We start from the raw sequence: 22,380 nt of genomic DNA on the forward strand, positions 1-22,380 counted from the left end.
TACGATCAGGCAGGCTTCGCCTTTCCTCCTCCCTTCCCGCTCTTCTTCGGAGGCGGCGGTGGCGGATCGCCTTCCATGTCGTCAGCAGCGATCTCGCTCGCGACTTCATCAACCGGCGGTGACTCCGCTTTCTTCGTCTTCTTCGCGGGCTTGCTCTCCTTCACGTCGGGCGGCACGGCGACCTTGCTGATCGTCACTTCGTCGTTCGTCTTGTCGTAACCGATCTCGACGGTATCCCCCGTCTGCAGCGCGTCGCCGAGTATCTCCTTGGCAAGGCGCGTTTCCACTTCCTGGCGAATCTGCCGCTTGAGCTCGCGCGCGCCGAACTCCGGCTGATAGCCCGCCTCAACGAGGTGATCAATGAGCGTCTGCCCCATAATCAACGTGATGCCCTGTGCAGCCGCCGTGCGTGTGACGCGTTCGAGCTGGATATGCACGATCGCGCGGATGTTCTCCCGCGAGAGCGCATGAAACACGATGATTTCGTCGATGCGATTGAGGAACTCGGGCCGGAAATGGCCCTTGAGCACCTTCATGAGTTCCGCGCGGATCGTCTTGTCGTCGAGGCGCGACTTCTCGGGGCGCTCGAGGTTGTCCATGATGATCGACGCGCCCAGGTTGCTCGTGGCGATCAGAATCGTGTTGCTGAAGTCGACCACGCGGCCTTTGCCATCCGTCAGGCGCCCGTCGTCGAACACCTGCAGCAGCACGTTGTAGACATCGGCGTGCGCCTTCTCGATCTCGTCGAGCAGAATCACGCTGTACGGGCGCCGCCTCACGCGCTCGGTGAGCTGGCCGCCCTCGTCGTAGCCCACGTAGCCCGGCGGCGCGCCGATGAGCCGCGCCACCGCATGGCGCTCCATGTACTCGCTCATGTCGATGCGGATGATGGCCTGCTCGTCGCCGAACACGGTTTCCGCAAGCGCCTTCGCAAGCTCGGTCTTGCCCACGCCAGTCGGCCCGAGGAACAGGAAGGTCGCAATCGGCCGGTTCGACTGACCGAGGCCCGCGCGCGAAAGACGCACGGCGTCGCTCACCGCGACCACGGCGTCTTCCTGGCCTACCACGCGCTCGCGCAGCGTGGCTTCCATCTTGAGCAGCTTCTGGCGCTCTTCCTGAGTGAGATCCGCAACCGGTATGCCGGTGAGCCGCGAGACGACCTCGGCAATCGAGGCCACCGTGACTTCAAGCGTTTCCGAACCCGTCTTGCGCTGCCACGCTTCGGTCAGTTCGTCGAGCTTCGCCTGTTTTTCGTTGATGCGCTCCTCGAACCCCTTCGCTTCGTCGAAGCGCTTGCGCGAAGCCGCGTAATCCTGCTCGCGCTTGAGCTGTGCGATCTCCGCTTCGAGCTCCTGCATGTCGGCGGGACGCGAGGTCGCGCCGATGCGCACGCGCGCCGCTGCCTGATCGATCAGATCGATCGCCTTGTCGGGCAAAAAACGCGACGTGATGTAGCGATCCGACAGTTCGGCCGCGGCCACGAAGGCGTCGTCGGCGAACGTGACCTGGTGGTGCGCTTCGAGTTTGTCGCGCAGGCCGCGCAGGATCACAATGGTTTGCTCGACCGTGGGCTCGGGCACGAGCACGGGCTGAAAGCGCCGTTCGAGCGCCGCGTCTTTCTCGATGTACTTCTGGTACTCGTTGAGCGTCGTCGCGCCAATGAGGCTCAACTCGCCGCGCGCGAGCGCAGGCTTCAACACGTTGGCAATATCAAGCCCGCCTTCGCCGCCTCCCTGCCCCGCGCCCACGATCGTGTGCAATTCGTCGATGAAGAGAATCAGCTCGTCGTGCTTGGCAGTCACTTCGTCGATCAGTTGCTTTGCGCGTTCCTCGAACTCGCCACGGTATTTCGCGCCCGCGACCATCGAGTTGATGTTCACTTCCACGAGCCGCTTGCCGCGCAGCACCTCGGGCACGTCGCCGTTGACGATACGCTGCGCGAGCCCTTCGACAATGGCGGTCTTGCCGACGCCCGGCTCACCGATCAACACCGGGTTGTTCTTCTTGCGCCGCGCGAGCACCTCGATGGTGTTCTCGATTTCCAGCGCGCGCCCCAGCACCGGATCGAGCTTGCCCTGCCGCGCCATGGCCGTAAGGTCGCGGCCGAACTTGTCGAGCGTGGGCGTGCCCGTGGGCGCATCCACGCGGCCATCTTCCGCGCCCTTGCCCACGACCTTCACGACCTTCTGGCGCAGCGCCTCGGGCGTGACGCCGTATTTCTTGAGCAGCGTGCCCGCAATGCTGTCGGGTACCGCAGCGAGACCGATCAACAGATGCTCGGGGCCGACGTACGAGTGGCCGAGATCGCGCGACGCCTGAAACGCGAACTGAAACGCTTTTTTCAGGCGTGGCGAAATCGTCATCTTGTCGATGGGCGCGTCGGGCGCGGCCGTGCCCTTTTGCGCATGCTGATCGATATAGCCCTGGATGTCCTGCGGCGAGAGCTTCAACTCCTTCAGGAGTGCCGCGCAAACATCGGTGTCGGCAAGCACGTACAGCAGATGTTCGGTGTCGAGTTCATTACGCTGCAATTCATGGGCTTTTTCCGCGGCGCGCTGCAGGATTTCGAGCGTCTGCTCGCTGAACGCATCGGTCGCGTCCACGGATTCGCGCGGCACCTCGGCGGCGAGATCGTGCTCGTCGTCATGTTCGTCCTCGCCGCCTTGTCCGCCGAAAAAGCGCGACAGGCCGCTGCCGCCCAGCAGCGAGTCGAACGGGTTGAGCATGCTTTGGTGACGCATCAGTTGGCGGTAGTCGTAGTCGCAGATCGACATGGACTTGCGCTGCCCGTTTTGCACGACAGTCACGCGCGCGACTGCGGGCCGGGCATTACAGATTTCGCAAAGAGTGGGCATGGTCGGCTTGTCTCCGGAGGATCGGAATCGCGCCGCCGAAGTTGGCGAAACCCTGCCACAACCTCGCGGCGCGATTCGGTGCAACGCGGCCGCTCACGCAGCGGGTGCACCAGCAAAGCGACAAATCGGCGAGCACGCGCAGCAACACCATTGCGGCGCAGTGCTGTGGCTGACGATGACCTTGCGGACGGATTGCCTTGTGCGCTTAGCGTGCGTCACGTGAATCTGCCGCCCGACACCGGTGCAAACGATTGTGGCAGGAAACGATTGCCAACGCGTCGAACATGTTCCGCTCGGTGTGCGGTTGACGGTCGACTACATGAAAGAAAAAGGGCGGGACATCAGTCCCGCCCTGAGAACGCGCTCGGGGCGCGTGAGGAGAGCAACTGCGCGTGACGTCATCCGATGCGTTGCGATGTCACGCGCGGTGCAAGAACACTGTCATCAAACTCACTGCGCAAGCAGGTTTGCAATCGTGTTCGCCGCCTGTTGCTCAGCGGCGGTTCGACCCCGACACGACATCGATCCACACAGCGAGCACGAGAATGCCGCCCTTCACAATCATCTGCCAATACGCGTCCACGTCGAGCATCGACATGCCGTTATCGAGGCTCGCCATCACGAGCGCGCCGATCAGCGCGCCATACACGGTGCCGGAGCCGCCACGCATCGACGTGCCGCCGATAAAGCAGGCCGCGATCGCGTCGAGTTCGCCCATCGTGCCAGCCGACGGCGAACCGGCCGCGAGACGCGCCGTATTGACGATGCCCGCAAACGCGCACATAAGCCCCATGAGCGCAAAGATCGCGAGCTTCACTCGGTTCGTGTTGACACCGGAAAGACGCGTGGCTTCGAGGTTCGAGCCCACCGCATAGATGCGGCGGCCGAACACGGTTTGCGTGGCGATCCATGTGAAGATACCGAGCAGCGCGAGCAGCAGCAGCACGGGCACCGGAATGCCGCCATAGCTGTCGAGCATCAGCACGAACGCAAGCAGGATCGCGCCCGCGCCGACGATCTTCACCCCGTCCTGCCAGATCGGCACGACGCTCAGCTGATAGCGCCTGCGGTTCGCACGCTGGCGCACTGTGAGCACGGCAAGCAGCACGAAAAGTGCGAGCGCGAGCACGTCGCCGGCCACGCGCGGCAAATAGCCCTGGCCGAGAAACACGAAGTGATCGGACACCGGCGCGATGGTCGAACCGCCCGTGATGCCGAGCAGCACGCCGCGAAACGCGAGCATGCCGCCGAGACCCACGATGAATGACGGCACACGGCGGTACGTCGACCACCAGCCGTTAAACAGGCCCACCAGCACGCCGAGCGCGAGCACCACCGGCACCGTCACGCCGATGGGCCAGCCGCGGTTCACGTCGAGAATCGCGGCCACGCCGCCGAGCAGGCCCAGCAGCGAGCCCACCGAGAGATCGATCTCGCCCGCGATGATGACGAACACCATGCCGCACGCGAGCATCCCCGTGATCGACATCTGCCGCAGCAGGTTCGACACGTTGCGTGGCGTGACGAACGCGCCATGCGTGAGCAGCGAGAAAAACAGCCAGATCACCGCCACTGCAAGCAGCAGCGCGAGGATCTTGTAGCGAGCGAAGAGTTGCTGAAAACGCATGGCAAAACCATTGCCGCCTGGCTGCTGTTCTTCGCGCGCATTTTGGGTCGTGACGTCGGGGGTCATACTGCACTCGCTGTATCGGGTTGGGCGCGCACGCTCTGGATCGCCGCGCCAAGAATGTCTTCCTGCGTGAGGTCGTCATTGACGAAGTCGCCGCGCAACTCGCCTTCGCCGATCACGAGCACGCGGTCGCTGATGCCCAGCACCTCCGGCAACTCGGACGACACCATCACGACCGCCACGCCGCGTTTGGCGAGCTGGAAGATCAGCTTGTAGATCTCGTACTTCGCGCCGACGTCTACGCCACGAGTGGGTTCGTCGAGGATCAGCACCTTGGGGTCGGTGAGCAGCATCTTGGTGAGCACGGCCTTCTGCTGATTGCCGCCGGAAAGGCTCGCAATCGACAGCATCGGGTTCGCCGCGCGCACCGAAAGACGCTGCATCTCCGTGCGGATCGTGTCGAGTTCGGCGGCGGTGTCGATGCGTCCGTGCTTCGAGAAGCGCTGCAGCACCGAGAGCGTGATGTTGTGGCCCACGCCCAGTTGCGGCACGATGCCGTGGCGCTTGCGGTCCTCGGGCACCATGGCGATGCCCGCACCGATCGCATCGAGCGGCGAGCGGATTTTCAGCGGCTTGCCTTCGAGCAGCACCGTCGCCGTGCATGCGCCCGCATAGGCGCCGAAGATCGCCTGCATGGTCTCCGTGCGGCCCGCGCCCACGAGCCCGGCCACGCCCAGGATCTCGCCGCGCCGCACCGAGAACGACACGTCATCCACGCGCTTGCGGCGCGGATTCGTCACGTCATAGCAGGTCACGTTGCGCGCTTCGAACACGACCTCACCAATGTCATGCGGCTCACGCGGAAAGAGATTGCGGATCTCGCGCCCCACCATCATCGCGATGATGCGGTCGGTGGTGAGCGTCGCCATGGGCTCGGTCGCCACGTGACGGCCGTCGCGGATCACGCTCACCGTATCGCACACGGCCTCGACCTCGTCGAGCTTGTGCGAGATGTAGACGCACGCCACGCCGCGGCGCTTCAGGTCGCGCACGATATCGAGCAGGATCTTTGTTTCGGCCGCGGTGAGCGAAGACGAAGGCTCGTCGAGGATCAGCAGCTTCGCGCGCTTGTTCAGCGCCTTTGCGATCTCGATGAGCTGCTGGTGGCCGCCGCCATAGTTCATCACCGGCTGCGCCACGTTGATGGCGTCGATATTCAGCTCGCGCAGCAATTCGTCGGCGCGCTGATACATCGCCGCGTAGTTCATGCGGCCGCCCGGCAGCGTGATTTCGTTGCCGAGAAAGATGTTTTCGGCCACCGAAAGCTCGGGCACGAGCATCAGTTCCTGGTGGATGATGACGATGCCCGCCCGTTCGGTGTCGCGCACGCTGTGCGCTTCGAGCGGTGCGCCTTCCCAACGGATTTCGCCGCTCCAGGTGCCGTGCGGGTACACACCCGAAAGCACTTTCATGAGCGTCGATTTGCCGGCGCCGTTCTCGCCGCACAGGCCCACGCATTCGCCGGGCTGCACCGTGAGGTCGATGCCGTCGAGCGCTTTCACGCCCGCAAAGGACTTGACGATGCCGCGCATCGTCAGCAAGGGTTCGGTCATACGCTGGTCACTCGCTGCGAAGGCCCGCGCGACGCCATCGCCACATTCGTGGCGCGCGCGGGCCGTCAGGCCATAGACGTTACTGGCTTGCCAGTTGCGCCTGCGTGTAGAAGCCGTCCTTCACGACGACATCCACGTTGGTCTTCGTGAGCAGCGTCGGCTGCAGCAGCACCGTATCGACCTTCTTCTTGCCGTTGTCGTACTGCGCGTTGTATGCCGGCTTCTGGCCCTTCGCGAGATCGACGGCGAGCTTCGCGGCTTCGCCCGCGATGAGCTTGAGCGGCTTGTAGACCGTCATGGTCTGCGTGCCGGCCACCACGCGCTTGACTGCCGCGAGGTCCGCGTCCTGGCCCGACACCGGCACCTTGCCCGCGAGATGCTGCGCGGCGAGCGCCTGGATCGCGCCGCCCGCCGTGCCGTCATTCGAAGCGACCACGGCGTCGATCTTGTTGTTGTTCGCGGTGAGCGCGTCTTCCATGATGCGCAGCGCCGTCGAAGCGCTCCATTCCGGCACCCACTGCTGGCCGACCACCTTGATGTCGCCACGGTCGATAGCGGGCTTGAGGACCTTCAGTTGTCCTTCACGCAGCATCTTCGCGTTGTTGTCGGTGGGCGCGCCGCCCAGCAGGAAGTAATTGCCCTTGGGCTGCGCATCGAAGACGCCCTTCGCCTGAAGCTCGCCCACCTTCTCGTTGTCGAACGAGATGTAGGCGTCGATATCGGCGTCGAGAATCAGGCGGTCGTACGAAACGACCTTGATGCCCGCCTTCTTCGCTTCGGCGACGACGTTGCCGAGCGTTTTCGAGTTGAACGGCACGATCACGATGACGTCGACGCCACGCGAAATGAGGTTTTCGATCTGCGAGATCTGGCGTTCCTCGCTGGCGTCGGCCGACTGCACCGACACTTTCGCGCCAAGCTTTTCCGCGGCGGCGACGAAGTAATCGCGATCGCGCGACCAGCGCTCGACACGCAGGTCGTCGATACAGAAGCCGATCTCGGGGTGATCCTTGCTCGCGTGTGCGAGCGGTGCGGCAAGCGACAGGCTCGCGAGCACGGCCCCGCATACGAGCGAACCCAGAACCGAACGACGTTTGGCGAAATTCATGTCTCCATACTCCTCTTGATGCCGATGCGCAGGCGCGCGCGTACGCGTCGCCGCCGCGGCGATGGTTATCAGGCGGTTGCCGATGTAATTGCGGAACACACGCGAAAAGGCAAGGCGTGCGGTATAACCGTAGGACTACCAATCGACTGCACGACTACACTGGCCGTGCAGTTTTTCTGCACCGGCGCCCTCTCTCAGGCGCCGGTTGCGAAAACCGGTTCGAGCGCGCGGTACAGCGCGCTAAAGGTTGGACGGCGCGCCTCGCGATACCACGCGTGGCGTGCGGCGTCAGGCTCGCGTATCGCGAGCACAGGTGGCTGCGGGCACACCTGGTCGAGCGTCGCGCCCGGTTCGAGCGCGAGATGCGCGAGGCGCGCCGCGCCCAGCGCCGGGCCGACCTCGCCGCCGGCGCGCAGCGTAAGCGCGCGGCCGCTGATATCGGCGAGCATTTGCGTCCACCAGGCGCTGCGCGAGCCGCCGCCAATGACCGTGATCGTCTCCGGCACGAGCCCCGCCGCGTGCAGCGCATCCATACCGTCGAGCAGCGCGAAGCCTACGCCTTCCAGCGTCGCGTTGGCCAGATCGGCGCGCGCGGTCTGCGGCGTCATGCCATAAAACACGCCCTTCGCGTTCACATTGTTGTGCGGCGTGCGCTCGCCGCTAAGGTACGGCAAGAACCACGGCCGGCGCGCGTCGCGCGCGGCGTTTGAGTTTGCTTCGGCGTCAGCGAGCAACGCGGCAACGCTTTCGTAACCCGTCAACTGCGCAGTGAAGTCGAGGCAACTGGCCGCGTTCAGCATCACGGACATCAAGTGCCACGTGTGCGGCAACGCATGGCAGAAGCTGTGCACGGCGGAGTCGGGATTGGCGAGAAAGCCGTCCGACACCGCGAAATAAACGCCCGACGTGCCGAGCGAAAGCATGGCGTCGCCGGGCCGCACGATGCCCACGCCCACGGCGCCCGCCGCATTGTCTCCGCCGCCCGCCACGACCGGAATTTCGCGCAGGCCGAATTGCCGCGCGAGTTCGGGCCGAAGCCGGCCCGTTACCTGGTTGCCTTCGACTACGTCCGGCATCTGCGTACGCGTGAGACCGCACGCCTCGAGCAAGGTCTCGCTATAGTCGCGCTTCGCGATATCGAGCCACAGCGTGCCGGCGGCGTCGGACGGGTCGGTCGCGAACACGCCCGTGAGCAGCCAGCGCAAATAGTCCTTCGGCAACAGCACATGCGCAATGCGCGCGAAGATCTCCGGCTCGTGCTTGCGCACCCACAGCAGCTTCGGCGCCGTGAAGCCCGGCATCGCAAGATTGCCGGCAATGGCATGCAACTGCGTTACGGCACGCTCCAGCTCGATACATTCGGCGTCCGAACGACCATCGTTCCACAAGATAGCGGGACGCAGCACCTGCCCACTCGCGTCGAGCAGCGTCGCGCCGTGCATCTGGCCGGTCAGGCCGAGAGCTTCAATACGCGCCGGGTCGATGCCGCGCCCACGCGCTTCGTCGATCAGTGCGCGCAAGGCATCCTGCGTGGCAAGCCACCAGTCTTGCGGCGCCTGCTCGGACCAACGTGGCTGCGGCCGGCTCACGGTGAGCGGCGCGCTCGCGCTGCCGAGCACGTCGCCGGCGCGATCGAGCAGCACGGCCTTCACGCCCGACGTGCCGAGGTCGATACCGATAAACATGTCTCCGTCCTTCTTTTTTGCGCCAGTTTGCCTTGTGTGGGAAGCAGCGCAATTGCGAATTTGACGGCGCGCGCTAATGTTTTTTCAGGCGTTTCTTTTCGCGCGCCGTGGTACGGCTAGCGCTGGCCGTAGATGGCCTGGTTCACGACATTCTCGAGGCGCTCCTGCTGGCCGCTCGCGTGCTGCGGATTCATGCCGTGCGCGAGCGCGTCGGCGGCGAGCGACGAAAGCGAATAGCCGCCCGAGAGAATCTTGCGGCCGAACTCGCTGTCCCAGCCCGCGTAGCGCTGGCTGCGGAACTGTTCGAGCCGGTCGTTTTCCACAAGCGCCGCACCGCGCTCGAGCGCAAGCGCGAGCACGTCGATCGCGCCCACGTGGCCGTAGAACATGTCTTCCGGATCGGCGCTTGCGCGGCGCACCTTCGCGTCGAAGTTCATGCCGCCCGTCGTAAAGCCACCGTGGCGCAGAATCTCGTAGAACGCGAGCGTGAGTTCTTCGACGCTGTTCGGGAACTGGTCGGTGTCCCAGCCGTTCTGCGGGTCGCCGCGATTCGCGTCGACGCTGCCGAACACGCCCAGCGCGAACGCCGTTGCGATTTCGTGGTGGAACGAGTGGCCCGCGAGCGTCGCGTGATTCGCCTCGATATTCACGCGGATTTCGTTTTGCAACCCGTATTGCGTGAGGAAGCCGTGCACCGTGGCGACGTCGTAGTCGTACTGATGCTTGGTCGGCTCCTGCGGCTTCGGCTCGATCAGCAGCGTGCCGGTGAAACCGGTGCGGTGCTTGTGCTCGACCACCATCGAGAGGAAACGCGCAAACTGTTCGCGCTCGCGCTTGAGGTCGGTATTGAGCAGCGTGTCGTAGCCTTCGCGGCCGCCCCACAGCACGTAGTTCTCACCGCCGAGCTTGCGCGTCGCGTCGAGCGCATGACACACCTGGGTGGCCGCATACGCGAAGACTTCGGGGTTGGGGTTCGTGGCGGCGCCGCCCGCATAGCGCGGATTCGAAAACAGGTTTGCGGTACCCCACAGCAGCTTCACGCCGCTTGCCTGCTGGCGCTCGCCGAGGTAGTCGACCATGCGCTTGAAGTTTTCGGTGTAGTCCTTCAGGTCCTTGCCTTCCGGAGCCACATCGGTGTCGTGGAACGTGTAATAAGGTGTGCCGAGCTTCGAGAAAAATTCGAACGCGGCATCGGCCTTCTGGCGCGCGCGTTCCATGGCGTCGCCGGGCTGCTGCCACGGGCGGTGAAACGCGCCTTGCCCGAAAATATCGTTGCCGGGCCACACGAACGAATGCCAATAGCACACCGCGATGCGCAGATGCTCTTCGAGCGTCTTGCCGAGCACCTTTTTGGTCCGGTCGTAGTGATGGTACGCAAGCGGGTTGTCCGACTGCGGGCCTTCGTATCGAATAGCGGGGATATGTTCGAAATACGACATGATGTCTCCAATGTTGTTGCAGCGCAGCGGCGCGGCGTGCATCCCTCTGTGTGACGCCATACTGCCCGCGACGCGCAAAGCGCGGCAATTGCGAAATTGCGTGAGACCTTTAATGTTTCCTGCCGACTGGCGCGGCCGGCGCGCCCGCGCCCGCGAATCTGGGCCTAAAATAGCCGGACGCTTAAAACGACGCGCCAGAGGCGCGAAAGACATCGTAGCGCGGCGCTCATTTGCGCGCACCGCGCCCGAAATGGAGACATGGCGGTTTTTTCGCAGGCGTTGCGCGCCGGGCGACCAGCCGCCGACACGACATGACCCGTGCCCCCGCTTCCCAGACGCCCCATCGTATCGCGCTGCTTTTCAACGCGAACAAGGTGTACGACCGCGAGATCATTGCGGGGATTGGCCACTATCTGCGCTCCACACGCGTGGCGTGGGACCTCTTTCTCGAAGAAGACTTCCGCTGCCGGCTCGCGGGCATCGAGCGCTTCGACGGGGACGGCATCATCGCCGACTTCGACGACCCCGCCGTGGCCGACGCGCTGCGCGGCTGCCCCCTGCCGGTGGTCGCCGTGGGCTCGTCGTTCGAAGACGCCAGCCAGTACCCGGCCGACATACCCTATATCGCGACCGACAACCGCAAACTGGTCTCGCTCGCGTGGACGCACCTGATCGGCGCAGGCTTGCCGAATCTCGCGATGTACAGCCTGCCCGTCGCGCAGGAAAACCGCTGGGCGCAGGAGCGCGAGCTGGCATTCCAGGCGCTCGCCCGCGAAGAAGGCCTGCAGGCGCCGATCTATCGGGGTCAGGCCACCAGCGCCAGCGCCTGGAACCAGCACATCGAACAGTTGAGCGCGTGGCTGCACAGCCTGCCCAAGCCCGTGGGCGTGATCGCTGTGACCGATGCGCGGGCGAGGCATTTGCTTCAGGCATGCCTGATTCACGGTATTGCAGTGCCCGAGCAGGTGGCGATCATCGGCATCGACAACGACCCGCTCACCCGCACGCTCACGCGTATTCCGCTTTCGTCGGTCATTCAGGGCACGGAGGAAATGGGCAAGACGGCCGCCCACTTGCTGCACCAGATGCTGCGCGGCGCGCGTTTTCCGGGACAACGCATTCTGGTTCCGCCCGTCGGCATCAATGTGCTCGAATCGACCCGGCATGAACCGTTGTCGAGCCCGCACGTCATGCGCGCGCGCCATTTCATCCGCCAGTACGCGTGCCAGGGCATCAAGACCGAGCAGGTGGCCGACTATGTGGGCGTATCGCGCTCGTCGCTGGAAGAATATTTCCGGCGTGAACTCCGGTGCACGGTCCACCAGGAAATCTTGCGCCACAAGCTCGATGCCGCGAAAGCAATGCTCGCGAGCCGCGACGCTTCGAGCGCGGAGGTGGCGATCCGCTGCGGATTCACGTCGCTGCAATATATGTACGCCGTATTTCGCCGTGAGTTGGGATGCACGCCGCGCGAATATCAGGACAGTGTCGCGAACGCTTCGGGCCCACGCCTGTCCACTTGATAAAGCGGCTTCGGCCAACCCGGACAATCACGCTTTCTTCATACGTTCTCTTCACCTCATGAACACTCTTGCTGCCCATCCGACTTCCGAACCGTGGGGCGCCCTGCCCGGCGGCGACGCCGTGCGGCTCTACACGCTGCGCAACGCGCAGGGCATGAAGGTGACGGTCAGCGATCTTGGCGCGACGCTCGTCTCGTGGCTCGCCCCCGATCGCGCCGGCCGCCTCGCAGACATCCTGCTCGGCCACGACACGCCCGCCGACTATCTCGCGGCCACCACGTACATGGGCGCGCTGGTCGGACGCTGGGCCAACCGCATCAGGAGTGCGCACTTCACGCTGGACGGAATCGACTATCCGCTCGATCGCAACGAGAACGGCAATCTTCTGCATGGTGGCGTGAACGGCTTTCACCGGCAGATATGGCAGGTGGAAGAAGATCGGGGCGCGCTGGTGCTGCGGCTCGATTCGCCGGAAGGCGATGGCGGCTTTCCGGGCAACGTGAGCGTGCAGGTGCGCTATACGCTCGACGACGACGGCACGCTCACGATCGAATACGAGGGCGTGGCCGATGCGCCCACGCCGCTCAATCTCACGAGCCACGGCTACTTCAACCTCTCCGGCGAAACGAGCCCGGACATTCGCGGCCACGTGCTGACGATCGACGCCGACGCGTTCCTCGAAGTCGATCCTCAATTGATTCCCGAGCGCATTGCCGACGTCTCGGGCAGCGCGTTCGACTTCCGCCACGGTGCGCCGCTGGGCGCGCGGCTCGACTGGCCGAACGACCAGCTCGAACGCGCGCGCGGTTTCGACCACTGCTATGTGCTACGCGCGCCCGAGAGCACGGCGGGCACGCTGCACGCCGCGCCGGGCCGCTGGCCCGTGCGGCCGGTCGCACGCGTGTACGAGCCGGGCAGCGGGCGCGAGCTCGCCGTCTCGACCGACCAGCGCGGGCTGCAGCTTTATACAGGGAATTATCTGGAAGGTCAGCCTGGACGCCGCGGCGCGACGTGCGCGCGCTACGCGGGGCTGTGCCTCGAAGCGGGCGGCTTCCCGAACCAGATCAACATGGAAGCGCCCGCGTGCGACGAAGTGGTGCTACGGCCCGGCAAGACGTATCAACAGGTCACGCAATACCGCGTTAGCGTGCTCGACTGAAGCCAGCCGGGCGCAATCGGTCAGGCGGCCTTGTCGTACTGATAGACACCGCGGCCGGTCTTGCGGCCGAGCTGGCCCGCCGCGACCATCTCGCGCAGCAGCGGGCACGCGCGATACTTCGAGTCGCCGAAGTCCTTCAGGAACACGTCCATCACCGAGAGGCACACGTCGAGGCCGATCAGGTCCGCCAGCGCGAGCGGGCCGATCGGGTGACTGGCGCCGAGCTTCATGCCGGCATCGATTTCCTCGGCGCTCGCAGTGCCTTCCGCTAGCACGAAGAACGCCTCGTTGATCATCGGCACCAGAATGCGGTTCACGACGAAGCCGGGCGCGTTCTTCACGGCGATCGGCGTCTTGTCGAGACGCTGCGCCATTTCGCGCACAGACTCGGCCACCTCCGCGCGCGTTTGCAGGCCGCTGATCACCTCGACGAGCGGCATCATCGGCACCGGGTTGAAGAAGTGCATGCCGATGAAGCGCGACGGGTCGGCGAGCGTGCTCGCGAGCGCCGTGATCGAGATCGACGAGGTGTTCGACGCGATGATCGCGTCGGGGCGGGCTGCGGCCTCGATCTGCTTGAGAATGCGCGTTTTCAGCTCGGCGTTCTCGGTCGCCGCCTCGATCACGAGATCGACGCCCGCGAGACGCTGGTAGTCGGTGGTCGTTTCGATTCGGGCGAGCGCGGCGTCGCGCACGCCCGCATCGAGCTTGCCCTTCGAGACGAGCCGCTCCAGGCTGTGCGTGAGCGTCGCGACGCCCTTGGCGAGCGCCGCATCGGTGACGTCGATCATCACCGCCTTGAGCCCCGCCACCGCCACCGCCTGGGCGATGCCGTTGCCCATCGTGCCTGCGCCCACGATCCCTACCGTTTCGATTGCCATGCCTCTTCCTCACTCCTTGTCTGCGACCCCGGCGAGTCGCTATGGGAAATGCCGGTCATGCGGCGCTACGCGTGGTGCACCGCACCAATACCCACAGTGTAACGGGTAGTGGGAATTGGCCGGAACTCGCGTGACGGGGGGCCCCCAGCCGAATGCCTGCGCAGCGGCGCGAAAAGACGCTGGCCGTCAGACACCGCCGAGACGGCCGTAGTCGATTGGCGTGCGCGTATAGAAGAGTTCGACGCCACCCGCTTCCAGTGTGACGAGGAGCGCGTCGATGGAGGGCTCGTCGGCGACGATCAGCACCACAGCGGGCTCGTCGGCCAGATCGAAGAAGTGAGCGGCATGCATCTTTCCGTGGGCGTCGAGGCCCTCGTAGCCTTCCAGCACGGTCACGCCGAAGACACCCTGCGCACGCGCGGCGTCAATGATCCAGGAGACCGCGGACTTGTGGCCCTTCTTGTGTTTGCGGCTCGTGTAGAGCGTCAGTTGACTGCCTGCGGGCATGGGGCCCTCCATGCGCTCGGAAGTACGTCGAATGGTCGGATGAGCGCCGCGCGACGGGCGGCATGCAAAAAAATTCTAGCACGCGTCCTTTCGGGTGCCGGCGCGCCGACGGTTATGGTCTGACTCCGAACTGCAACGACGTCGACGTCGCGCGCTCGGGCGTTTGCCGTACAGGCGAGAGAAAAAGAAAGCCCACGCCCGCCGCGATGAAGGGCTTAATGCTCGGCTGTACCCAAATTGAGGACAGACGGCGCGCGCGCCCCTCGCATAATCCGCGTGAATTGTGATCCGCGGCAAACAACAACGCCATAAGCCTTGCCACGCTCACGTCCCGGTGCTTAGGAGGAGACACATGAGCCCAATCCCGCAAGGGCATGCTTCGCGCGTGCCGCACATGTCCGCGCAAACGCAGTCAAACTGCGCAGCCGCCACCGAACAGGTCACCCGCAAGGTCTCGCGCCATTTGCTCGGTTTCCTGTTCCTGCTGTTCGTCGTGTCGTTTCTCGACCGCATCAACATCGGCTTCGCAGGCCTGACGATGATGAAGGACCTCGGCCTGTCGAGCACGCAGTTCGGCTTCGCCACCACCCTCTTCTACGTCGCCTATATCGCATGCGGCATTCCGGGCAATCTCATGCTCGCGCGCATCGGCGCGCGCCGCTGGATCAGCTTCATCATGATTGCGTGGGGCCTCGCCTCCACCGCGACGATGTTCGCCACCAACGCCACCACGCTCTACTGGCTGCGTATGCTGGTTGGCGTGACCGAGGCAGGCTTCTTGCCCGGCATGCTGCTCTATTTGACCTGCTGGTTCCCGAGCGCGTGGCGCGCGCGGGCGAATGCCCTCTTCATGATCGCCATGCCCGTGACGGCTGCACTCGGCTCTGCAGTCTCGGGCTATATCCTCAAGCTCGACGGCCATGCAGGACTGGCCGGCTGGCAATGGCTCTTCGTGCTCGAAGGCATGCCGGCTGCACTGCTCGGCTGCGTGGCGTTCTTCTACCTGGACGACACGCCACGCGCCGCGCGCTGGCTCAGCGCGGAGGAAAAACGCACGCTCGAAGCCGCGCTCGCCGAGCCGGCCGACGACGCGCTCGCTTCGACCACGGCGCACGCAGCGAACGAACGCAGCCTTTGGCAGCAACTGCGCTCGCCGGTGGTTCTGCGCTTCGCGGCGGCGTACTTCTGCCTCGTCAACACACTCGCCATGGTCGCCGTGTGGGCGCCGCTGATCGTGAAGGGTTTCAGCGCAGGGGCGAGCAACGTCACCGTGGGCCTCGTCGCGACGATTCCGCAGCTCGTCACGATCGTCGCGATGATCGCGTGGGGCCGCCGCTCGGACCGGCGCCAGGAACGCAAATGGCACCTTGCCGCGCCGATGCTGCTCTCGGGGATTGGCTGCGTGTTGACGGCGCAAGGCGGCGCACCGCTCGTGCAGCTGCTCGGCGTGTGCCTCGCATCGGCGGGGTCGTACACGGCGATGTCGATCTTCTGGACCACGCCCGATCAGGCGTTCACGCCGCAAGCGCGCGCGGTGGGCATCGCGGTGATCAATGCGATCGGCAATATCAGTTCGGCGGCCAATCCGCTCGTCGTGGGCTGGCTCAAGGATGCGACGCACAGCTATGCGGCGGGGCTCATCTATTCCGCGGTGCTGCTCGTGCTGGGAGCGGTGATCGTTGCGACGTTGCCGATTGGGCGCAGCGGTCGTGAGAAGGAAGTCAAAGCCGCGCCGCGTGCGGTGGCTTGAGCAAGCTGGCAGGTGTGAAAAACGCGCGACGGCAGTCGCCGCGCGATTTCGTGGATCCTGCGCGCAAGGCAGTGTGCCGCGCGGCGCGCACAGCGCACGCAACGCACTATGCGCTGTCTTGCTAGCGCTCCGCGCCTGCTCCGCTGCGACGCGCGGTGAAGCCCGGCAAGCGCTTCACGAAGCCAGTCGCGAGCGCCGTGCCCACGAGAATCGCCGCGCACGCTTCGACCATGCCCATCGACACGCGCTCGCCGAGAAAGAGCGCGCCCCACAGAATGCCGAAGATAGGGATCACGAACGTCACCGTGATTGCGCGCGCCGGGCCCACCGCTGCGATCAGCCTGAAGAACAACAAATAGGCTACACCGGTGCACGCTACGCCCAGGCCGAGCACCGCGCCCCACGCATGCAGTGAGACTGGCGCTGCGGGCCAGGTGACCAAAGCGATAGGCGCGAGCACGAGAGTCGCGCCCGTCATCGTCCCGGCAGCGACCGTGAGCGGATCGGCGCCCGTGAGATGACGCTTCGTGTAGCTCGCAGCCACGCCGTACAGCGCCGCTGCGACCAGCGCAGCAAGGGCGGCGAGTACGGCGCTCGTGGAGGACGCGCCGTCGCCGGCGTGCGTCACGACCTGATCCCAGACGAGCGCGAGCACACCCGCGAAACCGATTGCCAGCCCGACCACACGCAACCCGCTCAGACGATCCTTGAGCCAGACATACGCAACGACTGCGCCCCACAGCGGCGTGGTCGCGTTGATCACAGACGTAACGCCCGCGGAGAGCGTGAGCTCGGCCCACGCGAAGAGGCAGAACGGTGCGGCCGAATTGAGGATGCCGACGACGAAGAGCGGCCATGCGCGTTCGCGCAGCGTGCCGAGCGCTTCACGTGCAGGGCGCCGCGAGAACAGCACGAGCAGAAGGAACAACGCGCCGATGCCAACGCGCAGCGCCATGAGCGGCGCGACGCCGAAATCGGTCACGCCGACACGGATGAACAGAAACGACCCGCCCCATAGGGCGGCGAGAATGACCAGCTGCACGAGTTCGATCGGGTTCATGTGAAGTGACGCTGTATGGGGTTGCGCGCGGGCGCGCGATGCGACGTATCACGGGCGCGAAGTACGCGTATCGTAAGGCGAGCGGCACGCGCCGTATAACGAAGGATTCTCACCGATATGTGAGAAAAATTGACAGCCGGATCTTGCGGTGTCATCGCGCCACCTGTTTTGCAGCGCGCCAAAAGACAAAGCCCGCGTAATCTTTCGATTACGCGGGCTCTATTTTCTGGTCGGGGCGAGAGGATTTGAACCTCCGACCACCTGCACCCCATGCAGGTACGCTACCAGGCTGCGCTACGCCCCGAGAGCTAGAAAGTATAACAGAGAGTTTCTCTAATTAGAACCGCTTCGCACGTAATTCGTGAACGACTCACATGCATGCGTTCTGAGAGGTGTATCAACGCCCGAGCGCATCGAGCACGTGCAGCAATTCCTTGCGCAACTGGTCGACGTCCACGAGCGCTGTCGTGCCTTCAGAAGCTTGCGCACCCACCGCTTCCGACTGCCCCGCTTCATCGGCCGCCGCCCCATGGGAATCGAGCCGATTGCGCGCGCCGTTGATCGTGAAGCCCTGCTCGTAAAGCAGTTCGCGAATGCGACGGATCAGCAATACCTCGTGATGCTGGTAATAGCGGCGATTGCCGCGCCGCTTCACCGGCTTCAACTGCGTGAACTCCTGCTCCCAATACCGAAGTACGTGTGGCTTCACGCCGCACAGCTCGCTCACCTCGCCAATGGTGAAGTAGCGCTTGGCGGGTATGGGAGGCAAGACGACCTTTTCGCTTGTCGATGTCATCGCCGGTTTGCCGTCGTGGTGGTTGCGCAATGAGGCGTCGCCGCCTGGGTCCTTGAAGTCCGCTCTTTCTACTTATTCGTTCACGCCCGCCATATTGCCACCGCCGCGGGCAGACAAGCTCAACGCATCAACGCGGGAAGCTTGCCTCGGCGCCGCTCTCCACGAGCGCCTTGAGCTTCTGGCTCGCATGGAACGTCACCACGCGACGCGCTGCGATGGGGATCGCCTCACCCGTTTTCGGATTACGGCCGGGGCGTTGCGGCTTGTCGCGCAACTGGAAATTGCCGAAGCCGGACAGCTTCACGCTGTCGCCGCTTTCCAGCGCGTCGCGAATCACTTCGAAGAAGGCTTCGACCATGTCTTTCGCTTCGCGCTTGTTGAGCCCAACATTGTCGAACAGCAGCTCTGCGAGTTCGGCTTTGGTCAGCGTGGGCGTGTCGTTCGTGGCGCTTGCCGACGAGGCAGGAATGTCGCGAATCATGGCGCTACGCTGTGCCGCAAGAAGGGCTTCGAAATCACTCGAGTTCATTTCGTTCATCTATCTATGAAATGGCGCGCTTTCGGTTGCGAAGTTGATCTGCAACCTCGCAAACCAGAAAGCGATGTCGGTACGTGATGAGCCGAGGAGCTTATCCGCGCAACCGGGCGCCATACACTCGAGCCAGGCGATCCACCAGGGACTTGATGGCCGCATCGACCGTTTCGTCCTGAAGGGTTCCGCCAGTATCTTGCAGGGTCACCCGGAAGGCAAGGCTTTTCTCGTCCGCGCCAAGTCCGGAAGTATTTGATTTTGCACGAAATTCATCGAAAAGCGCAACCCTCTGCACAATCCGGCAAGCCTCGTCTTGCAGGCCTTTCTGGAACTCGTCGAGCAGTGCTTGCACCTCGATCTTTTGATCGACAACAAGAGCGATGTCGCGACGGACCGGCGGGAATTTCGAGACTTCAGTAGGCGTGGGCAGCTCGCGCGCCATCAGTGCGTCGGCCTCGACCTCGAAGAGCATCGGTGCGTGCGGCAGGTCGTACTTCTGCATCCAGCGCGGATGCAGCTCGCCAATCCAACCCACCGACTTGCCATCGACTTCGATGCGCGCGCTACGTCCCGGATGCAGCGCCGGGTGCTCGGCCTTCACGAAACGCGGCGCCTTGGCCGCGCCAAGCGATGCGAACAGCGCTTCGAGATCGCCCTTCACGTCGAAAAAGTCGACGCCGCGCGTCTGCGCGCCCCACTGCTCTTCGAGCGCGGGACCGTAGGCGAGTGCGCCAATCATCTTCGGTTGTGCGAAACCTTCCACCGCCATCTCGCCGGCCTTGATCGACGGATCGTTCAGGAACACGCGGCCGGCTTCGAACACGCGCACGCGGTCGGCGCGGCGGTTCAGGTTATGGCGCAGCACGTTGATGAGGCTGCCGAACAGCGTCGTGCGCATGACCGAGAGCTGGCTCGCGATCGGGTTCAGCAGCTTCACGGGATTCGCGTTGCCCGCGAAGTCCTGCTCCCACTCGGCGTCGACGAAGCTGAAGTTGATCGTTTCAGCGTAATCGCGCGCGGCAAGCGCGTGACGAATGGCGTGAATCGAGCGGCGCGTTTCGTTGGTCGCGCGCATTTCGCTGCGCGCCACCGGCGGCAGCGCGGGAATCTTTTCGACGCCATAGATACGCGCGACTTCTTCGATCAAGTCTTCTTCGATCTCGATGTCGAAACGGTACGGCGGCGGCGTCACGCTGAAGCGCTCGTCGCCCGCATTGTCCACGCTGCGCGTGAACGTGAGACCAAGGCGCGTGAAGATTTGCGCGATCTCGTCGGCACTGATCTTCACGCCGATGATGCGGTTCGCACGCGCGACGCGCATCGTCACCGGCTCGCGCTTGGGCACGTTCACGGTTTGATCGTCGATCGGGCCGGCTGCGCCGCCGCAGATGTCGAGGATCAGTTGCGTGATGCGCTCGATGTGCTCGACCGTCGTCGACCAGTCCACGCCGCGCTCGAAACGATGGCCTGCATCGGTCGAGAAGTTGTAGCGGCGCGAGCGGCCACGAATGCTGTCCGGCCACCAGAATGCGGCTTCGAGATAGATGTTCGTGGTGTCGAGCGTGACGGCCGTGCTGTCGCCGCCCATGATGCCTGCAAGGCTTTCGATCTCGCGGTTGTCGGCGATCACGCCGACCGTTTCATCGACTTCGACCGTATTGCCGTTGAGCAGCTTGAGCGTTTCGCCCTTCTTGCCCCAGCGCACGTCCATCGAACCGTGGATCTTGTCGAGATCGAACACATGCGACGGACGGCCCAGTTCGAGCATCACATAGTTCGAGATGTCGACGAGCGCCGAGATGCTGCGCTGGCCCGAGCGCTCGAGGCGCTCGACCATCCACAGCGGCGTTTTCGCGTGCGCGTTCACGCCGCGGATCACGCGGCCCGAGAAGCGGCCGCACAGGTCCGGCGCCGAGATCGTCACGGGCAGCTTTTCATCGAGCTTCACTTCGACCTTCGGATACACAGGCGCCTGCAGCGGCGCGCCGGTGATCGCAGCGGTTTCGCGCGCGATGCCGTACACCGAAAGGCAATCGGCCTTGTTCGGCGTGAGCTTGATTTCGAAGATGGTGTCGTCGAGGTTCAGCGCTTCGCGGATGTCCTGGCCGATCGGCGTGTCTTCCGGCAGGATCATCAGGCCGCTGTGATCTTCCGAGAGCTTCAGTTCGCGCGCCGAGCACAGCATGCCCTGGCTTTCCACGCCGCGCAGCTTCGACAGCTTGATCGCGAAGGGCTTGCCGCCCTCTTCCGCGGGCGGCAGTTCGGCGCCCACGAGCGCCACCGGCACCTTGATGCCGGGCGCGACATTGGGCGCGCCGCAGACGATCTGCAGCGTCGCGCCGGTGCCGGCATCGACCTGCGTGACGTTGAGCTTGTCGGCGTCCGGGTGCTTCACGACTTCGAGCACGCGGCCCACGACGATCTTCGTGGTGGGCGGCGCGGCCGGGCTCAGGCCTTCGACTTCGAGGCCGGCCATCGTGAGCGCGTGGGCCAGTTCATCGGTCGTGAGCTTCGGATCGACAAAGCTTCTCAGCCAGGATTCGGGGAATAGCATTTGGTTTTACGTTCCAGACAGATTGTGACCGTCGCGAAGCGGGTTCTCGCGCACCTTCATCCAGTGCTGCGTCCGCCTCGCGCTCTGCAAGCGAGTGCGTCGCTCCGTTCAGGCGAACTGACGCAAGAAGCGCAGATCGCCTTCGAAGAACAGGCGCAAATCCTGCACGCCATAACGCAGCATCGTCAGGCGTTCGAGGCCGCTGCCGAACGCAAAGCCGATGTAGCGCTCCGGGTCGAGGCCCATGTTGCGGATCACGCTCGGATGCACCTGGCCCGAACCCGAGATCTCGAGCCACTTGCCGGCGTTCTTGCCTTGCTCGAACATCATGTCGATTTCGGCCGAGGGCTCCGTGAACGGGAAGTACGACGGACGGAAGCGCACCTTGATGTCGTCACGTTCGAAGAACTTCTTGAGGAAGTCGGTGTAGACACCCTTCAGGTCAGCGAAGCTGATGTTCTCTTCGATCCACAGGCCTTCGACCTGGTTGAACATCGGCGAGTGCGTGGCGTCGCTGTCAACGCGATACGTGCGGCCCGGCACGATCACCTTGATAGGCGGCGTGTGCGTGCGCGCATAGCGCACCTGCATCGGACTCGTGTGCGTGCGCAACAAAAGCTGACGGCCATCGGCGTCCTTGCCGTCCACGTAGAACGTGTCCTGCATCGAGCGCGCCGGATGGTTTTCCGGGCTGTTGAGCGAGGTAAAGTTGTACCAGTCAGTTTCGATCTCGGGACCGTCGGCCACGTCGAAGCCGATCGAGCCGAAGATGCGCTCGACGCGTTCCCACGTCTGCATCACGGGGTGCAGGCTGCCCGTACCCGTGCCGCGGCCCGGCAGCGTGACGTCGATCGCCTCGGCGGCGAGACGCTGGTTCAGGAGCGCGTCGGCGAGTGCCTGGCGGCGCGCGTTGAGTGCGGCTTCCACCTGCTGCTTGACGGCGTTGATGCGCGCGCCTTCGGTCTTGCGCGTTTCCGGGTCGAGCTTGCCGAGACCCTTGAGCAGTTCGGTCAGCGCGCCGGACTTGCCGAGAAAGCGGGCCTTTTCGTTTTCAAGCGTGTTGACGTCGGGGGCGGAAGCGAACGCGCCTTGCGCGTCGGCAACAATCTGGTCCAGATCCATTGATCCCATCTTTTCAGCGTCAGAGTTTGAGACTTGGAGCATCTCCGCGCTTACGGCACGCCAGACGCGAGCGAGGCGATGACGGCGCGAAGACACTGCATGAAGCGGCGCAAGAAGCGTAATTACCAACAAAAACGGGGCTCGGTGAGGAGCCCCGTTTTTGTTG

Annotated in this window: 16 protein-coding genes and 1 tRNA gene; 3 read left to right on the forward strand and 14 right to left on the reverse strand. The window is 64.2% G+C overall.

Annotated elements, in window-relative coordinates; genetic code table 11:
- Positions 1 to 5: 5 nt before the first annotated feature.
- From U5A57_RS06160 to xylA, 6 genes are all read right to left on the reverse strand, one after another.
- A complete protein-coding gene (locus tag U5A57_RS06160; protein WP_321909065.1) occupies positions 6 to 2,855 on the reverse strand; it encodes an ATP-dependent Clp protease ATP-binding subunit in 2,850 nt (949 codons plus the stop codon).
- A gap of 493 nt (positions 2,856 to 3,348) precedes the next feature.
- Positions 3,349 to 4,548 carry a sugar ABC transporter permease gene (locus U5A57_RS06165; protein WP_321909067.1) on the reverse strand — a complete coding sequence of 400 codons (1,200 nt, stop codon included), beginning with the start codon at positions 4,546 to 4,548 and terminating at the stop codon, positions 3,349 to 3,351.
- Complete coding sequence (gene xylG / locus U5A57_RS06170) at positions 4,545 to 6,098, reverse strand: D-xylose ABC transporter ATP-binding protein (RefSeq protein ID WP_321909069.1); 1,554 nt, start codon at positions 6,096 to 6,098, stop codon at positions 4,545 to 4,547. Before xylG ends, U5A57_RS06165 begins: the two co-directional genes overlap by 4 nt.
- Before the next feature lie 79 nt (positions 6,099 to 6,177).
- Positions 6,178 to 7,206 (reverse strand): D-xylose ABC transporter substrate-binding protein, encoded by a 1,029-nt coding sequence (gene xylF / locus U5A57_RS06175; RefSeq protein ID WP_321909071.1) that lies wholly within the window; start codon positions 7,204 to 7,206, stop codon positions 6,178 to 6,180.
- A gap of 194 nt (positions 7,207 to 7,400) precedes the next feature.
- Complete coding sequence (gene xylB, locus U5A57_RS06180; protein WP_321909074.1) at positions 7,401 to 8,891, reverse strand: xylulokinase; 1,491 nt, start codon at positions 8,889 to 8,891, stop codon at positions 7,401 to 7,403.
- Between the two features lie 116 nt (positions 8,892 to 9,007).
- Complete coding sequence (xylA, locus tag U5A57_RS06185) at positions 9,008 to 10,330, reverse strand: xylose isomerase (protein WP_321909076.1); 1,323 nt, start codon at positions 10,328 to 10,330, stop codon at positions 9,008 to 9,010.
- A 311-nt stretch (positions 10,331 to 10,641) separates the two neighbouring features.
- Here xylA and U5A57_RS06190 point away from each other — a divergent pair, with 311 nt between their 5' ends.
- Positions 10,642 to 11,853: a DNA-binding transcriptional regulator gene (locus tag U5A57_RS06190; protein WP_321909077.1), complete on the forward strand. Its 1,212-nt coding sequence runs from the start codon at positions 10,642 to 10,644 to the stop codon at positions 11,851 to 11,853.
- Positions 11,854 to 11,911: 58 nt separating this feature from the next.
- Positions 11,912 to 13,012, forward strand: coding sequence for an aldose epimerase family protein (locus U5A57_RS06195; RefSeq protein WP_321909078.1), 1,101 nt, complete (start codon positions 11,912 to 11,914; stop codon positions 13,010 to 13,012).
- Positions 13,013 to 13,032: 20 nt separating this feature from the next.
- Here U5A57_RS06195 and U5A57_RS06200 read toward each other — a convergent pair whose 3' ends face one another.
- Positions 13,033 to 13,893 (reverse strand): 3-hydroxybutyryl-CoA dehydrogenase, encoded by an 861-nt coding sequence (locus tag U5A57_RS06200; protein WP_321909080.1) that lies wholly within the window; start codon positions 13,891 to 13,893, stop codon positions 13,033 to 13,035.
- Positions 13,894 to 14,079: 186 nt separating this feature from the next.
- On the reverse strand, positions 14,080 to 14,400 hold the full coding sequence (locus U5A57_RS06205; protein WP_321909081.1) for a DUF190 domain-containing protein: 321 nt from the start codon (positions 14,398 to 14,400) through the stop codon (positions 14,080 to 14,082).
- Positions 14,401 to 14,794: 394 nt separating this feature from the next.
- On the opposite strand from U5A57_RS06205, the gene U5A57_RS06210 reads away from it, so the two are divergent.
- The gene (locus U5A57_RS06210; RefSeq protein WP_415774586.1) at positions 14,795 to 16,150 is read left to right on the forward strand and encodes an MFS transporter; all 1,356 of its coding nucleotides are present in this window, start codon (positions 14,795 to 14,797) and stop codon (positions 16,148 to 16,150) included.
- Positions 16,151 to 16,271: 121 nt separating this feature from the next.
- Here U5A57_RS06210 and U5A57_RS06215 read toward each other — a convergent pair whose 3' ends face one another.
- The 6 genes from U5A57_RS06215 to pheS form a co-directional block, all read right to left on the reverse strand.
- Positions 16,272 to 17,210, reverse strand: a complete 939-nt coding sequence (locus U5A57_RS06215) for a DMT family transporter (protein ID WP_321909085.1) — start codon at positions 17,208 to 17,210, stop codon at positions 16,272 to 16,274.
- A gap of 227 nt (positions 17,211 to 17,437) precedes the next feature.
- A tRNA-Pro gene (locus U5A57_RS06220) sits at positions 17,438 to 17,514 on the reverse strand.
- 93 nt (positions 17,515 to 17,607) lie between these two features.
- Positions 17,608 to 18,006, reverse strand: coding sequence for a MerR family transcriptional regulator (locus U5A57_RS06225; RefSeq protein WP_321909087.1), 399 nt, complete (start codon positions 18,004 to 18,006; stop codon positions 17,608 to 17,610).
- Between the two features lie 127 nt (positions 18,007 to 18,133).
- Positions 18,134 to 18,544: an integration host factor subunit alpha gene (locus U5A57_RS06230; protein ID WP_028204248.1), complete on the reverse strand. Its 411-nt coding sequence runs from the start codon at positions 18,542 to 18,544 to the stop codon at positions 18,134 to 18,136.
- A 91-nt stretch (positions 18,545 to 18,635) separates the two neighbouring features.
- Positions 18,636 to 21,092 (reverse strand): phenylalanine--tRNA ligase subunit beta, encoded by a 2,457-nt coding sequence (gene pheT, locus U5A57_RS06235; protein WP_321909088.1) that lies wholly within the window; start codon positions 21,090 to 21,092, stop codon positions 18,636 to 18,638.
- 108 nt (positions 21,093 to 21,200) lie between these two features.
- Positions 21,201 to 22,214, reverse strand: coding sequence for a phenylalanine--tRNA ligase subunit alpha (gene pheS, locus U5A57_RS06240; protein WP_321909089.1), 1,014 nt, complete (start codon positions 22,212 to 22,214; stop codon positions 21,201 to 21,203).
- Positions 22,215 to 22,380: the final 166 nt, after the last annotated feature.

This window comes from Paraburkholderia sp. J11-2, assembly GCF_905220185.1.
Lineage (GTDB): Bacteria > Pseudomonadota > Gammaproteobacteria > Burkholderiales > Burkholderiaceae > Paraburkholderia.

Excerpts from the sequence above, each read along its gene's own strand:
- U5A57_RS06160 (WP_321909065.1), bottom strand. The coding sequence starts at position 2,855 with ATGCCCACTCTTTGCGAAATCTGTAATGCCCGGCCCGCAGTCGCGCGC.
- U5A57_RS06165 (WP_321909067.1), bottom strand. The coding sequence starts at position 4,548 with ATGACCCCCGACGTCACGACCCAAAATGCGCGCGAAGAACAGCAGCCA.
- xylG (WP_321909069.1), bottom strand. The coding sequence starts at position 6,098 with ATGACCGAACCCTTGCTGACGATGCGCGGCATCGTCAAGTCCTTTGCG.
- xylF (WP_321909071.1), bottom strand. The coding sequence starts at position 7,206 with ATGAATTTCGCCAAACGTCGTTCGGTTCTGGGTTCGCTCGTATGCGGG.
- xylB (WP_321909074.1), bottom strand. The coding sequence starts at position 8,891 with ATGTTTATCGGTATCGACCTCGGCACGTCGGGCGTGAAGGCCGTGCTG.
- xylA (WP_321909076.1), bottom strand. The coding sequence starts at position 10,330 with ATGTCGTATTTCGAACATATCCCCGCTATTCGATACGAAGGCCCGCAG.
- U5A57_RS06190 (WP_321909077.1), top strand. The coding sequence starts at position 10,642 with ATGACCCGTGCCCCCGCTTCCCAGACGCCCCATCGTATCGCGCTGCTT.
- U5A57_RS06195 (WP_321909078.1), top strand. The coding sequence starts at position 11,912 with ATGAACACTCTTGCTGCCCATCCGACTTCCGAACCGTGGGGCGCCCTG.
- U5A57_RS06200 (WP_321909080.1), bottom strand. The coding sequence starts at position 13,893 with ATGGCAATCGAAACGGTAGGGATCGTGGGCGCAGGCACGATGGGCAAC.
- U5A57_RS06205 (WP_321909081.1), bottom strand. The coding sequence starts at position 14,400 with ATGCCCGCAGGCAGTCAACTGACGCTCTACACGAGCCGCAAACACAAG.
- U5A57_RS06210 (WP_415774586.1), top strand. The coding sequence starts at position 14,795 with ATGTCCGCGCAAACGCAGTCAAACTGCGCAGCCGCCACCGAACAGGTC.
- U5A57_RS06215 (WP_321909085.1), bottom strand. The coding sequence starts at position 17,210 with ATGAACCCGATCGAACTCGTGCAGCTGGTCATTCTCGCCGCCCTATGG.
- U5A57_RS06225 (WP_321909087.1), bottom strand. The coding sequence starts at position 18,006 with ATGACATCGACAAGCGAAAAGGTCGTCTTGCCTCCCATACCCGCCAAG.
- U5A57_RS06230 (WP_028204248.1), bottom strand. The coding sequence starts at position 18,544 with ATGAACGAAATGAACTCGAGTGATTTCGAAGCCCTTCTTGCGGCACAG.
- pheT (WP_321909088.1), bottom strand. The coding sequence starts at position 21,092 with ATGCTATTCCCCGAATCCTGGCTGAGAAGCTTTGTCGATCCGAAGCTC.
- pheS (WP_321909089.1), bottom strand. The coding sequence starts at position 22,214 with ATGGATCTGGACCAGATTGTTGCCGACGCGCAAGGCGCGTTCGCTTCC.